Consider the following 13,839-nt stretch of genomic DNA (forward strand, 5'->3'; position numbering starts at 1 on the left):
ACAATGTCGCAGGAGCTTAATCAATAACTACTTGAAAAGTAGTAAGAAATACAACGATGGATAAGCCTGTCGTAGGCCGGGATTGGAGTTGCCAAGGTTGGGGTCGAGGGTTCGAATCCCTTCGCCCGCTCCAGTTTTTCTCAAATTATGCAAAGTTCTGCCTCCTTTGGGGGGCGATGCGCTTGCTGCGCAGCAGGCCATGCCGCTGGAGGCCGTTTCGTGGCTGGCATTATCCCGATCGACGGGATTAGGCGGCACGCTGTGGCCGCGGCGCGGCGGGCTGTAACGATACTTTGCTGCGCCGCCGGTCGTTCATAGCGCAAGGGCTCCGCCGATGGTTCGGCGGAGCCCTGCGTACGGCGTTGAGCCGCAATCGATCAGCCGTGGATTAGCCGTTCAGGCGGTCCTTGACGGCCTTGGCCGGGCCAAAGGTCAGCTTCTTGGCGGCCTTGATCTGGATCGTCGCACCGGTCGAAGGGTTGCGGCCTTCGCGGGCCGGGGTTGCCTTGACCTTGAACTTGCCAAAGCCGTTGACCGAAACTTCGTCGCCCTTGGCGGCGGCATCGGCGATCGCGGCGAAGACGGCGTCGACGGCCTTGCGCCCGTCGGCTTTGCTCAGGTCCAGCGACGCGGCGACGGCGTCCGACAGTTCGGCGTGATTCATAAATTCTCTCCTGGTCTCGACCGGGCGATTCCCGATCAATGCGCTGCCATAGCCGCATGATACGGCGTTCGCCAAGTCCCGGTTTTACGGGCGGTCGATGCGCGAATCGGCGCGTTATGGCGCGATGGCGCGCGGCTTGAGCGTCAGCGGTAGCCCGGCGGCGAGCAGCACGACCTCGGCCGCGGTCGCCGCAACCGCCTGATTGAGCCGCCCGGCGGCGTCGCCGAAACGCCGCGCCAGCGCGTTGGCGGGCACGATGCCCAGCCCGACCTCGTTCGATACCAAGATGATATGACCGGCAAACCGGTTGATTGCGCTGCATAATTCAATTTCGCCTCGGTCCGGGTCGGCGCCCGCGAGCAGCAGGTTCGACAGCCACAACGTCAGGCAATCGACCAGCACCACCGCGTCGGGCGCGCTCAGCGCATCAAGCACCGCGGGCAGGTCGCGCGGCGCCTCGATCGTCTGCCAGCGCGCGTCGCGATCGGCCTGATGCCGCGCGATGCGGTCGCGCATTTCATCGTCGAACGCTTCGGCGGTTGCGACAAAATGATGGCGGCCGCCCAGCATCTCGGCGCGCGCCTGCGCATAACGGCTCTTGCCCGACCGCGCCCCGCCGAGGACGAAGAGGCTCGATCCCGTCATGCGCGCACCCCCGCGAGCGCCAGCAGGCCGTCGAGATCGGCGTGGCGCGCCAGTTCGGCGGCGATGTCGTCGAGCGCGGCATCGACATCGGCGGCGTAGTCGCGCGCGCCGCCGGTAACCCCGATGCGCGCGAGCAGTGCGCGACGCAGATCGGTCGAGGCAAACAGGCCGTGGAGATAGGATCCGATCACGCGGCCATCGCTCCCGACCGCACCGTCGCGCGCACCGTCGGCCAGCACCGCAAAGGGCTGGTTCGTGCCGGGGCCGCGCGTTTCGCCCATATGCATTTCATACCCCTCCACGGCAGCGCCAAGCGCCGATCCAATGACGTGGCGCAATGTCTTGGCAGGCGACAGCGTCGTTTCCACATCGAGCAACCCCAGCCCGTCGACGGCCGCGGGCGCGCCCTCGATCCCCAGCGGGTCGGAGACCCGCCGCCCGAGCATCTGGTAGCCGCCGCACAGTCCGATGATCATCCCGCCGCGGCGGTGATGCGCCCTGATGTCGATATCCCAACCCTCGGCGCGCAGCGCCTTGAGATCGGCAATCGTCGCTTTCGACCCGGGCAGGACGATGATCGCCGCTTCGGCGGGGATCGGCCGCCCCGGCGGCACCATCACCACCTCGACCCCGGGCTCGAGCTTGAGCGGGTCGAGATCGTCGAAATTGGAGATGCGCGGCAGGATGGGGCAGGCGATCATCCGCCGCGCCTCGCGCGGGTCGGCGGGACGCTCGAGGATCACCGCATCCTCGCTCGGCAGCCGCGCTGCGGCGCCGAGCCAGGGAATGACGCCGAAACCCGCCCAGCCGCTGCGCTTTTCGATCTCGCGATAGCCATCGTCGAACAGCGCCGGATCGCCGCGAAACTTGTTGATCAGGAACCCGCGGATCATCGCCGCATCCGCGGGATCGATCACTGCGCGGGTACCGACGACCGACGCGATCACGCCGCCGCGGTCGATGTCACCGATCAGGATGACGGGGACATTGGCGGCGCGGGCAAAGCCCATATTGGCGATGTCGCCGACGCGCAGGTTGATCTCGGCGGGCGATCCCGCGCCCTCGACCACCACGATATCGCACTGCGCTTGCAATCGTTCGTAGCTTCGCATGACCTCGGTCAGCAGCGCGCCGCGCGCTTCGCGAAAATTGCCGCTGCCCAGCGTCCCGCGCACCCGGCCATGGACGATCAGCTGCGACGTGCGGTCGGCCTGCGGCTTTAGCAGCACCGGGTTCATGTCGCTGTGCGGCGCGGTCCGGCACGCCATCGCCTGCAGCGCCTGCGCGCGCCCGATCTCGCCGCCGTCGATCGTCACTGCGGCATTGTTCGACATATTCTGCGGTTTGAACGGGCGAACCGTCAGCCCGCGGTTGGCAAAGGCGCGGCACAACCCCGCCACAAGCACCGACTTGCCGACGTCGGAGCCGGTTCCCTGAAGCATCAAAGCAGCCATAAGGTGCCTCCTGCGATCAACCATAGGAACAGGCAAGCGCGCAGATAGATCGTCAAGGCGCGGTCGATGTCGCCGGCATCGGCATCGACGTGGCCATCGCCGATCCAGGCCTTGTCATGCATGATCCCATCATAAGCGATTGGTCCCGCCAGTCGCAGCCCCAGCGCGCCCGCCATTGCCGCCTCGGGCCAGCCGGCGTTGGGCGAGGCGTGGCGCCGCGCATCGCGCTGCATTACGCGCCACCCGCCGCGAGCGGCAAGGCAGATCAGGGCGCCCGACAGCCGCGCCGGGATCCAGTTGGCCAGATCGTCGCTGCGCGCGGCGGCCCAGCCGAAGGCGCGCCAGCGCGCCTCGCGGTGACCGATCAGGCTGTCGGCGGTGTTCACCGCCTTATACGCCCAGATACCGGGCAGGCCGAGGGCGAGGAGCCAGAACAGCGGCGCGGCGACCCCGTCGCAGAAACTCTCGGCAAGGCTTTCGATCGCAGCGCGCGCGACTCCGGCCCGATCGAGCGGCGCGGTGTCGCGGCCGACGATCGCGCCGACCGCGCCGCGCGCCGCGGGCAGGTCGCCGCGGTCGAGCTCGTCGGCGACCGCGCGAACATGGTCGAACAGGCTGCGCTGCGCCAGTGCGGGCCATGCCAGCACAGCGACGCCGACCCAGCCCCAGCCACCGAAGAATGCGAGCAGCCCATATTGGATTGCCCACGCCGGACCCGCGGCGACGATCAACAGCAGCAGCAGGGTCAGCAAGCCAAAGGCGCGACGCCGCCGATCGCTGCGCTGCGCGTGATTCCCTCGCGCCTCGCAGGCAGCGATGAACTGCGCGAACAGCCCGACCGGGTGGCCGATATGACGATAGAGCCGCCGCGGCCAACCGAATGCCGCGTCGAGCGCCAGCGCGGTGAGCGCGATGGGCTCAGCCATCTGCGAGCGCCGCGTCGAGCCGCGCCAGCGCATCGCCATCGGCAGGCAGGCCGATGCGCAGCCACCGCGGCTGATCGTCAAAGGGCCGGGTCAGGATCGCGCGCCGCGCGAGCCGTTCGAACAGCGCGCGCGTGTCATCGACGGCGATCAGCCGAAACAGGGGGCAGGCGCCGATGGGCTGGTGGCCATGGCGGCCCAGAACCGCGTCGAGCGCGGAGGCTTCGCGCAGCAGCCGCGCGCGCGTCGCGGCGATCCAACCCTGATCGGCGTAGGCCACGGTGCCGATCGCAATCGCCGCCGCCGCCAGCGGCCATGCGCCCAGCCGGTCGCGCAGCGCCGCGAGCAACGCGGGTGCCGCGATAACAAAGCCCAGCCGGGCGCCCGCAAGCCCGAAAAATTTGCCGAACGAGCGAAAGACGACGAGCCGCTGGTCGTCGCCGACCGCCGCCGCGACGCTGTGCGCCGGATCAGTGTCGGCGAACGCCTCGTCGACCAGCAGCCAGCCGTCGCGGTCGGCTAGCAGCTCCAGTACCGCCGCGCCGTCGATGACGCGCCCGTCGGGGTTGTTCGGGTTGGCGAGGATCAGCGTGCCGCGACTTTCGCGCGTTGCTTCGGGATCGACCGCCGTGCCTCCCGCGATCATCGCGCCATGGGTGCGGTATCCGGGCGCCATATGCTGCGCCGGACCGCCCACCAGCGCCCCGACCAGCCGCAGCCCGATCTCGCTGCCCGGCACCGCGCAGACATGGCGCGGATCGACGCCGAAATACGACGCCGCGGCGGCTTCGAGCGCCGCCAGCGCCGCGGGGTCGGGCAGGCGCTGCCAGTCGAACACCATGTCGGCGGCGCTGGGCCAGGGATGCGGGTTGATCCCGGTCGACAGGTCGATCCAGTCGGTGCCGCCAAAATAGCGCTGCGCCGCTGCCAGCGCGCCGCCGTGCCAGGTCCATGCGTCGCTCATGCCAGATGAACGACCAGCAGCGCGGTGGCGAGCAGTGCGCTTTCGCCGAGTTCGATCCCGGCGCCATGGCCGTCGCCCGAAATACCGCCGATCTTGCGCTTCAGCCACCAACCCCACAGCAGAAAGACCAGCGGCGCAGCCAGCAGCGACGGCGACGCCCAAGCCGCTGCCAGCAGCAGCGCGCTCCAGATCGCAAAATCAACGGGACGCACGACATTGCGGAACCGCGACCCCAGCCCCGCGTGCAGATCGGGCAGCGCACGCGACCAGACGAGCGGGCCGATCCGCGCCGCAAAGGGAATCAGCGCAATCGCAACAAACTCTTGGCGATCGACCAGTGCATGGAGCAGCACCAGCTTGGCGATCAGCTGCAAGGCGATCGTCACCACCGCAAAGCTGCCAACATGCGGGTCCGCCAGCACCGCCAGCAACCGGTCGCGATTCTTGTGCGCCGCGCCGTTCGCGTCGGCAATGTCGCCCAGCCCGTCGAGGTGCAGCGCGCCGGTGACCGCAACCCAGACCAGCAGCGCCGCGAGCGCCCCGGTCCAGGGATCGATCCGTCCCCCCGCCCAGCCTGCACCCGCGACAAGCACACCGACGATCAGCCCGACCGCCGGGAACCAGCGCATCGACGCGGCGAATTCGTCACCTGTCACGGTGATACGCGGCGTCGGTAGCCGGGTCAGGAACTGGACCGCGATCAGCAAGCCCTTCATGGCACCAGTCCGACGACCTGCGCGCTCATCGGCTCGCCCGGCCAGGCGTGGAGCGACAGCCGCGCCGCATAGGGCAGGTCGAAGGCCCACAGCTGGCGCTGGTCGAAGCCGCAGAGGATGTGCAGCGCCGCGCGCATCGAACCACCGTGCGCGACGACCAGCGTCGGCACCGGCGCCAGATCGGCCAGCGCGGCCGCCACGCGCGCGACCAGCGCCGACCAGCGTTCGCCGCCCGGCGGCGGGTTCGCGTCGGGATCTTCCCAGAACTGCCCGAGCGTGTCTTGATCGACCGCGCCGCTCGGGTATCCGTCCCAGTCGCCGAAATCGAGCTCGCGCCAGCGTGGATCGATCGTGAGCGGCAGCGCGAGGGCGCGGCTGATCGCTTCGCCCGCAGCGTGGCTGCGGCCAAGGTCGGATGCGATAATATGCTCAATGCCCAGCCCCGCCGCCTGCGCTGCGCACGCCGCGATGCCCGCGGGCGTCGGTGCGCAATCGGTGCGCCCCATCAGCAACCCCGGGGTGCCGGGCGCCCCGTGGCGCAGCAGATGGAGCGCAAAGCCGCTCACAGCGACGCCGACACCTCTGCCTCGGCAAAGGTCGCCATCTCGTCATGCACGGCGAGCGCGCTGCGGATGATGTTCGCCGCCACCGCCGCGCCGCTGCCCTCACCCAGCCGCATATTCAGCATCAGCAGCGGATCGAGCCCGAGCTGACCCAGCAGGCGCCGGTGCCCCGGCTCGGCCGAACAATGGCCCGCGATGCAATGCGCCGCGATCGCCGGATTGGCGGCGGCGAGCGGTGCGAGCGCCGCGCCGCAGATGAAACCGTCGAGCAGCACCGGGATCCTCAACTGGCGGGCGCGGACAATCGCGCCCGCGATCGCCGCAATCTCGCGCCCGCCGACGCGGCGCAGCGTCTCGAACGCGGTCACCGGCGCCCCGCCATGGAAGGCGAGGGCGCGCGCGACCACCTCGGTTTTGCGCGCGACGCCATGGCCATCGACCCCGGTGCCGGGGCCGACCCACGACGCGGCGTCGCCACCGAAACTGCGCGCGCAGAGCGCTGCCGCCGCGGTCGAATTGCCGATCCCCATTTCGCCCAGCATGATCAGGTCGAGCTCGGCATCGACCGCCGCGGCGCCACGGTTCAGCGCATCAAGGCACTCCCCCTCGTTCATCGCCGCCGCGACGGAAAAATCGGCAGTGGGCCGGTCGAGGTCGAGCGCGACGACCGCCAGTTCCAGCCCCGCCGCGCGCGACAGCGCGTTGATCGCCGCGCCGCCGCTCGCAAAATTCGCCACCATCTGCGCCGTCACGCTCGCCGGAAAGGCGCTGACCCCGTGCACGGTGACGCCGTGGTTGCCGGCAAAGACGATGGCGCGAGCGCGCTCGATCCGCGGCCGCGCCTTGCGACGCCATCCGGCAAAAAAGATCGCCAGATCCTCAAGCTTCCCGAGCGAGCCCGCCGGCTTGGTGAGTTCGGCCTGCCGAATCCGCGCGTCAGCCGCGGCGTGTGGATCGGGTTCACTGAGATCGGCAAGCGCCGCGGCAAAGCCCTGGGACGAGGTAAAGCTGGTCATTCGGCGATATATCCTGGCGGCGGCGTGCGGGTGATGAAATGGCCTTTGACGCCCTCGGGCCACAGCGAATAGGGGACGCGGCCATGCTCGCTCGCGGCATAATGGACCGCATAGTCGAGGATCGCGCGCGCCGTATCCTCCCCCGCGGCGAAGCGGCCGAGCACATAGGCGATCTTTCCCGGCGCGCGCAGGTGGACGGTACAAAAGTCCTGACATGCGAACAGACACGCCATCTCCTGCACCGCAATTTCCGCGTAACGCGGGTCGGCGGCCTTCGCATCCCGCAGCGCTGCGACCAGCCGCGCGCCGCCGCGCATGCCGCCCGCGTCGACCTGCGCCCCGCGGCTGTGGCGACAGCTATTGCACACCACCACCGCGGGACCCGGATCGACGCGCGTCAGCATCAGGCCGCGCTCGCTACGGGCTGCGGCGGTGCCGGAACCCCCACCGCGACGAGCAGGCGATAGAGCGCGTACAGCCCGATCAGGATCGCGCCATTGCGGACAAATTGCTCGGCGAGCAGGTCGGGTGCCGTCGCGGTATGCAGCCCGCCGAGCACCAACGCCCAGCCGACGATGATCGCCTTATACGCGGTAAAACCCGCCGCATAAGCCAGGCTCAGCCGCGCCGCGACCGATCGGTAGTTCAGCGCGCGCACCGCGGCGTAACCCGCCAGCGCCGACCCCACCGCCGCGGTGCCGAGCGCGACGCCCCACGCCAGCGTGCTGCCGTCGCGCGGATAACCGAGCAGGAAAAAACCGACGCACTGGCTCGCCAGCCACGCCAGCAGCATCAGCGCCACGCCGCCCGGGCGGCGCATATGCACCGCCGCGAGCGCCGCGAGCGACGGAAAAGGCGTCGCGCAGGCGAGCGCCAGCGTCGTCGCCGTGCTCGCCGCAGTGAGGAGCGCAACCCATAGCGCAGACGCGCCGCGCTGCGACAGCGCCGCCATCAGAACCGCCCCCGGATGCCGGCATAAATGCTGCGTCCGATCGACCCGTATCGGAATGCGGTCATATATTGCTCGTCGAAGATATTTTCGGCGCGCGCGAACAGCTTCACCGCATCCGACAGCGCATACTCGGCGCGCAGATCGACCAATGTATAATCGTCCAGCCGCGTCGCGTTGCTCGCATTGTCATAGCTCTTGCCCGACCAGCGCAGCGCCGCGCCGAGTTCAAGTCCGAAACCGAAGGCATAGCTGACCGACGCATTGGCGGTATGGCGCGGACGGCGCGGCAGCCATTTGCCGAAATTGGCGGTACCCGGCGATCGGTCCTCGCTGGCGATCCAGCTATAATTGCCGTCGAGGACCAGCCCGCCCAGCGTCAGCGCGGCGGTGGCTTCGACGCCCTGCGCCTTGCTGCGCGCGACGTTCGAATAATAGCCGAAGCGCCGCGTCGCCGGATCGCCCGGAACAAAACATAGTGGGTTGGTCGAGGTGCCCGAACAGCTGTTGTAGATGATCTGGTTCGTGGTGGTGCGGTCGAACCAGCTCGCGCCGACAACCAACTTGCGATCGAACAGCGACTGCTCGATCCCCGCTTCCCAACCATCGGCGGCCTCAGGATCGAGCGCCACATTGCCATATTCGCTGAACAGCTGGAACAGCGACGGCGCCCTGAACCCTTCGCCATAGCTGGCGCGGAGCACCGTCCCGGTCGGCAGGCGCCAGACGCCGCCCGCAGCGAACAGTGTCTGACCGCCATAGCGGTCGTGATCGTCGTAACGGACGCCGCCGTTCAGGATCAGCCCGTCCAGCGGTTCGACGCTGAGCTGGCCATAGGCGCTGGTCAGCTCGGCCTTGCCGCGCGCAAAAGCCGGAAGCGGGACCGCGAGCGAGGCCGAAGGCGACCGGCTGCGGAAATCCGAGCTTTCGTTTTCGGCCCCGAAGATCGCGGAGATGCGGTCGGTCAGGTCGAAACTGCCCTGATATTCCCAGCGCCTGTTCTTGCCGTCGGCTTCAAAGCTCTGCGGCCGCGCGCGGTCGGGGTTGAAATTGTCGCGGTTGGTGTCGGTGTGGGCATAAGCGATGCGGTTGCGGAAACGCCCGTCGACGAGGTCGAAATTCAGCCCCGCATATCCGACGAATTCCTTGTTCAGCCCATAATCATTACTGTCGACGTTGAAGCCGTCAAATTCGACGCGGCCGCTGGAATAATAACCGCGCACCTCGGCGCTGACATTGTCGGCGAGTTCCAGTTCGGCGCGGCCCGAAACGCTACGGTTGCGATAACCGTCGCGTTCGACCCCGCCGAACGCCTTTCCGTGCGACGAAATGCCGTCGGTGGTGAAGCGCTGCCCGCCGATGCGCCAGGCGAGCGGTCCGGTGCGACCGCCGATCGCGGCGCGCGCGCTGACGGTGTCGCGCGATCCGGCCTCGAGGTCGAAGCTGCCTTCAAGCCTCTTTTCGGGCGATGCGGTCACGATATTGACGACCCCGCCGATCGCCTGGCTGCCCCACAGGATCGATTGCGGGCCACGCAGCACCTCGATCCGCGAAATGTCTCCAGCGAGCAGGTTGGTGAAGTTGAACCCGCCGCCCGTCGACGACGGATCGTTCAGCTTCACCCCGTCGATGACGGCGACCGTATGTTCGGACTCGGCGCCGCGGATGCGCAGCGACGTCGCGGTGCCATAACCGCCGTTGCGCGAGATGCTGACGCCGGGGGTGCGCAGCAGCAATTCGGTGACGCCGATGTCCTGCGCGCGGTCGATCGCATGCTTGTCGAGCACCGCGATCGCGGCGGGGATCTCATCGAGGGTCAGCGGCGCGCGCGTCGCGGTCACGACGATGCTGTCGCTGTCGGCAGCGACGGCATGCGCCGCTTCCTCGGCAAGCGCGGGGGATGACGCCGCCAGCACGGCGAGCGAAACGGAGTGACGGAAAACGCAATTCATCTGGGTAACCTCATCGACAACACCGCACGCACGCGGGATCGATGTCTGGGCCACCGGGCGCACGACAACGTCCCCGCGCGAACGCGGTCCACTTTGTCGTCATGCGGGTTTACCCCCGTCCGCCCGGTGCACCCTGCCCGCGCGAAAGACGACGGCGACGGGCAGGTCTCCTGGCTTGCGGGTCAGCGCCGTCCGGCCGCCTTCTCGGGACTGAAAGTCCCAATGGCATGTGGCCGATGGCTCGCCGCGTACAGTTGCAGGGGCAGCCGGGGTTTTCCCGTTCCCTCTTAGTCCCCGTCGCCGGGGAACCTGTCGCTTGCCGCCCGTTAGCTTGGTTTCGATCAGATGGTCAATCGCCGTTTGTCGGGCAGATTGCCCTTCCCCCCTTGATGGGGGAAGGATACGTCGCCTTATCGCGAAGCGATTAGGCGAAGTTGGATGGGGGTGACGGCGCGTCCTTGCACCGCCATCTCAGGCCGAGAGCGCACCCCCACCGCTGCGACTAAGCCAGCAAGCTGGCAAGTCTCGCTGCCTCCCCCATCAAGGGGGAGGGCAAAGGGCGCGTCGGCGCGACCCTAAAACAGCCCCGGCAATTCGCGCTGCGCAACGCTCGGTCGCGCGGGGACCAGCATCTCGGGTTCCACCTGCACCCGCGCACTGCTGCGCTGTGCGGCCGCCCCGACGCTCGCGTCGGCGATCCGCGTCGTGCAGCTGCCGGTGGCGAGGAAGTCGATCGCCGCGCGCACCGACGCTTCGCGTGCATCGCCCAGCGGCAGGTTCAAATCGTCGCCCGCGGCGCAGCTGTTCGAAATCTGGGGTGCCAGGCCGTTGTAATAATTGCCTGCCCCGGTCGAATTGGCGGTCGCAAAGGCAACGACGCGCATCCGGTCGTCGCATTCGGCCTTGTCGAGCGCGATCTGGCCGACCGGCTTGCCGAAGGTATTGCTGCCAACCAGCGTCATGTTGGTGCCGAGGTACGGCAGCATCGAATTGATCACCAGCTCGCTCGCTGATGCGGTCGATCCGGTGCCGATAAAGGCGATGCGCGTCGGGGCGATCGATTCGGCGGTGGGGGCAAAACGATGCTCGTCATTCTCCACCGCTTTCGACGGGCGGAACACCGTCTGCGAAAACAGCAACCCGCTGCGCCCCTCGCCCATCAGATCGCCCATCAGTTCGGCGGTCGAAACCAGCCCGCCGCCGTTGTAGCGGAAATCGATGATGATGTCGGTTACCCCCTGATTGCGGAAATTCAGGAAGGCGGTGCGGAGTTGCGGGTTCGCCGACGAGATGAAGCTGCGCAGGTTCAGATAGCCGTAATTGCGACCGCCCTCGCTGATGATCTTCGCGCCATAACGATCCGAAATCGGGTCGAGCGAATAATCGGCCTTGGCGACGGTGACGTCGCGGGTGCCGGCGCTGTCCTGAATGCGCAGGATGCGGGTGACGCCAGGGTCGCTGGGGCCCAGCGCATTTGTGATTCCCTGTGTGCCTTCGGCGGCGACGATGCTTGCGATCGTGCGCATGTTGCTGGCCGTGGTGCCGATCGCCACGATGCGCGTGCCGCGGTCGATGCCCGCGGCGATCGCGGGCGCGCCTTCATAGGCTTCGGCGATCACGACGACATTGGCGCTCGGGTCATAGGTCAGGCGGACGCCGAACCCCGCGCTCGATCCGCTGGCAAAGAACGCATTCTCTTCGGCGATCGAGGTGATGTAGGTGAAGAAACGATCCTTGCCGAGCGCGCGCGCCGGCGCGACCAGCGCGTCGATATAGGCGTCGACATTGCCGAAGCTCGCGGGATTGACCCCGGTCGCGACGTCGCCGGGGAACAGATACCATTCGTCGATCACCGCCTTGGCAAAGCCTTGCCGCGCAGCAAGGCCGCAGCCTCCGGTCGGGGTCGGGGTCGGCGAGGGGGTCGGGGTAACGGTCACCGGCCCGCCATTGCTCCCCGTACTCGAACCGCCGCCGCCCCCGCACGACGCCAGCACAAAGGCGGAAAGGGTAAGCAGGGCAATGGATTTGCGCGACCGATGCGTCATGGATCGTCCTTGGGAATGGCTATGCGACCGGCGCCGGATCCCGAAAGATCCGATCGCCACCGTCGTATCTATGCGCGATTGAATGACCCGGCAATGAACTTGGCGCAAGGCGCGCTCAGTCGTCTTGCTCGCCCGGGTTTTCTGCCGTTTTCGGATCGCCGCGGCCTTTGAACCCCTGCGCGATCACATACAGCTCGGGCGATCCCTTGCGGCTCGCCGGAGGCTTGGCGTGCTTGACCGTTGTGAAATATTTCTTGAGCAGCGTCAGCAGCGTGTGATCGGCCCCCCCGGCGAACACCTTGGCCACGAACGCACCGCCGGGCAGCAGGTTCTGCACCGCGAAATCGGCGGCGGTTTCGGCCAGCGCGATCGTGCGCAGATGGTCGGTTTGCTGATGGCCGACGGTGTTCGCCGCCATGTCCGAAATCACCAGATCGGGCGCGCTGCCCAGCGCTTCGATCAGCGCGTCGGGGGCGGCATCGTCCATGAAGTCCATCTCGAGGATCGCGACGCCCTCGATCGGCTCGCACGCGAGCAGGTCGATCCCCGCGACGCGCGCGCGCGGGTTGGCCTTGCGCACGACCTGCGACCAGCCCCCCGGGGTAATGCCCAGATCGACGACGGCGCGGGCTTTCTTGATGAAGCCGAATTTGTCGTCGAGCTCGATCAGCTTGTAGGCGGCGCGCGACCGATAGCCCTCGGCCTGCGCGCGGCGGACATAGGGATCGTTGAGCTGGCGCTGCAGCCAGCGCGTCGATGAGGTGCTGCGCCTTTTCGCGGTCTTGACGCGGACGTGCAGCCCGCCGCGACCGCTCGAACCCTTGCCGCTGCCGCCGCTCATTTGCGATACTCGCGGCGCGTCACCGGGACGTCGCGCCCCTGCATCGCCAGCGTCCGCAAAATTCCCTCGCGGATGCCGCGGTCGGCGACCCCGACGCGTGCGGCGGGCCACAGGTCGATGATGCTTTCCAGGATCGCGCAGCCGGCGACGACCAGGTCAGCGCGCTCGCGGCCGATGCAGGCAATCTCGGCGCGGTCGGCGATGCTGGCGTCGGCCAGGCGGCGGCTGATGCCGCGCATCGCATCGGCCGGCACGACCAACCCGTCAACCGCGCGGCGATCATATCGCGGCAGGTTCAGGAACACGCTGGCCAGCGTCGTCACCGTCCCGCTGGTGCCCAGCAAGCGCAGCTTTTGCCCGGCGAACTGTTCGGCGCGCCCGGCAAAGGCCGCAAAGGCGGTGCGGGTCACCTCGCGCATATGGGCATAGGCGGCCTGGCGTCCGGCCAGGCTGTCGTCGGGCAGCGGCGCATGTTCGGTCAGCGACACCACGCCCCACGGCACGCTGATCCAGTCGCGAATCGTGACGTCATGGTCGGATACGTCGACGCGCATCAGCTCGGTCGAGCCGCCGCCAATGTCGAAAATCAGCGCCGGACCATCGCCGGGTTCCATGAGGTTGTGACAGCCGAGCACCGCGAGTCGCGCCTCTTCGGCGGCGGAAATAATGTCGAGAACGATGCCCGTTTCGCGCCGCACCCGCTCGGCCAGTTCGGCGCCGTTCGCGGCGCGGCGGCACGCTTCGGTGGCGACCGCGCGCGACAGCGACACATGGCGGCGGCGCAGCTTGTCGGCGCAGATCGCCAGCGCCGCGACGGTGCGATCCATCGCTGCATCGCTGATCCGCCCGCTGCCGTGCAACCCTTCGCCCAGCCGGACGATGCGCGAAAAAGCGTCGATGACGACCAGCTCGCCGTCCTGCGGACGGGCAATCAGCAACCGGCAATTGTTGGTGCCAAGGTCGATCGCGGCATAGCTGCGCGGTCGTACGAAATTTGCGGGACGCGTGGCGGCTTCCGCCTTGGTTCGCGTCTTTGCCGTCGGCCCCGTCCTCGAACTTGGCCGCGGCGGTCGCCCGGATGGCGCTGCCATTTGCCGCATGGCTAGT

14 protein-coding genes and 1 riboswitch are annotated in these 13,839 nt (G+C 68.0%); all 14 genes read right to left on the reverse strand.

The window, feature by feature from the left end; translation table 11 throughout:
- Positions 1 to 388: 388 nt before the first annotated feature.
- Positions 389 to 664: an HU family DNA-binding protein gene (locus SPYCW_RS18335; protein WP_088440085.1), complete on the reverse strand. Its 276-nt coding sequence runs from the start codon at positions 662 to 664 to the stop codon at positions 389 to 391.
- Between the two features lie 114 nt (positions 665 to 778).
- On the reverse strand, positions 779 to 1,309 hold the full coding sequence (gene cobU / locus SPYCW_RS18340) for a bifunctional adenosylcobinamide kinase/adenosylcobinamide-phosphate guanylyltransferase (protein ID WP_120217955.1): 531 nt from the start codon (positions 1,307 to 1,309) through the stop codon (positions 779 to 781).
- Positions 1,306 to 2,763, reverse strand: a complete 1,458-nt coding sequence (locus tag SPYCW_RS18345) for a cobyric acid synthase (RefSeq protein ID WP_120217956.1) — start codon at positions 2,761 to 2,763, stop codon at positions 1,306 to 1,308. The genes cobU and SPYCW_RS18345 overlap by 4 nt, the downstream gene beginning before the upstream one ends.
- A complete protein-coding gene (gene cbiB / locus SPYCW_RS18350) occupies positions 2,751 to 3,689 on the reverse strand; it encodes an adenosylcobinamide-phosphate synthase CbiB (RefSeq protein ID WP_120218399.1) in 939 nt (312 codons plus the stop codon). Before cbiB ends, SPYCW_RS18345 begins: the two co-directional genes overlap by 13 nt.
- On the reverse strand, positions 3,682 to 4,650 hold the full coding sequence (locus SPYCW_RS18355) for an aminotransferase class I/II-fold pyridoxal phosphate-dependent enzyme (RefSeq protein ID WP_120217957.1): 969 nt from the start codon (positions 4,648 to 4,650) through the stop codon (positions 3,682 to 3,684). The genes cbiB and SPYCW_RS18355 overlap by 8 nt, the downstream gene beginning before the upstream one ends.
- The gene (locus tag SPYCW_RS18360; RefSeq protein ID WP_120217958.1) at positions 4,647 to 5,366 is read right to left on the reverse strand and encodes an adenosylcobinamide-GDP ribazoletransferase; all 720 of its coding nucleotides are present in this window, start codon (positions 5,364 to 5,366) and stop codon (positions 4,647 to 4,649) included. The genes SPYCW_RS18355 and SPYCW_RS18360 overlap by 4 nt, the downstream gene beginning before the upstream one ends.
- The gene (locus SPYCW_RS18365) at positions 5,363 to 5,932 is read right to left on the reverse strand and encodes a histidine phosphatase family protein (RefSeq protein ID WP_120217959.1); all 570 of its coding nucleotides are present in this window, start codon (positions 5,930 to 5,932) and stop codon (positions 5,363 to 5,365) included. Before SPYCW_RS18365 ends, SPYCW_RS18360 begins: the two co-directional genes overlap by 4 nt.
- Complete coding sequence (gene cobT, locus SPYCW_RS18370) at positions 5,929 to 6,945, reverse strand: nicotinate-nucleotide--dimethylbenzimidazole phosphoribosyltransferase (RefSeq protein ID WP_120217960.1); 1,017 nt, start codon at positions 6,943 to 6,945, stop codon at positions 5,929 to 5,931. Before cobT ends, SPYCW_RS18365 begins: the two co-directional genes overlap by 4 nt.
- A complete protein-coding gene (locus tag SPYCW_RS18375) occupies positions 6,942 to 7,349 on the reverse strand; it encodes a DUF1636 domain-containing protein (protein ID WP_120217961.1) in 408 nt (135 codons plus the stop codon). The genes cobT and SPYCW_RS18375 overlap by 4 nt, the downstream gene beginning before the upstream one ends.
- A complete protein-coding gene (locus SPYCW_RS18380; protein ID WP_120217962.1) occupies positions 7,349 to 7,897 on the reverse strand; it encodes a hypothetical protein in 549 nt (182 codons plus the stop codon). The genes SPYCW_RS18375 and SPYCW_RS18380 overlap by 1 nt, the downstream gene beginning before the upstream one ends.
- The gene (locus SPYCW_RS18385; RefSeq protein ID WP_120217963.1) at positions 7,897 to 9,846 is read right to left on the reverse strand and encodes a TonB-dependent receptor plug domain-containing protein; all 1,950 of its coding nucleotides are present in this window, start codon (positions 9,844 to 9,846) and stop codon (positions 7,897 to 7,899) included. The genes SPYCW_RS18380 and SPYCW_RS18385 overlap by 1 nt, the downstream gene beginning before the upstream one ends.
- Positions 9,847 to 9,989: 143 nt before the next feature.
- A riboswitch (cobalamin riboswitch) is annotated at positions 9,990 to 10,174 on the reverse strand.
- Between the two features lie 247 nt (positions 10,175 to 10,421).
- On the reverse strand, positions 10,422 to 11,891 hold the full coding sequence (locus tag SPYCW_RS18390) for a S41 family peptidase (RefSeq protein ID WP_120217964.1): 1,470 nt from the start codon (positions 11,889 to 11,891) through the stop codon (positions 10,422 to 10,424).
- A gap of 115 nt (positions 11,892 to 12,006) precedes the next feature.
- A complete protein-coding gene (locus SPYCW_RS18395) occupies positions 12,007 to 12,732 on the reverse strand; it encodes an RlmE family RNA methyltransferase (protein ID WP_120217965.1) in 726 nt (241 codons plus the stop codon).
- Entirely contained in the window at positions 12,729 to 13,832 is a 1,104-nt protein-coding gene (locus tag SPYCW_RS18400) for a Ppx/GppA phosphatase family protein (protein ID WP_120217966.1), read from the reverse strand. The genes SPYCW_RS18395 and SPYCW_RS18400 overlap by 4 nt, the downstream gene beginning before the upstream one ends.
- Positions 13,833 to 13,839 lie beyond the last annotated feature (7 nt).

The organism is Sphingopyxis sp. EG6 (assembly GCF_003609815.1).
Classification (GTDB): Bacteria; Pseudomonadota; Alphaproteobacteria; order Sphingomonadales; family Sphingomonadaceae; genus Sphingopyxis.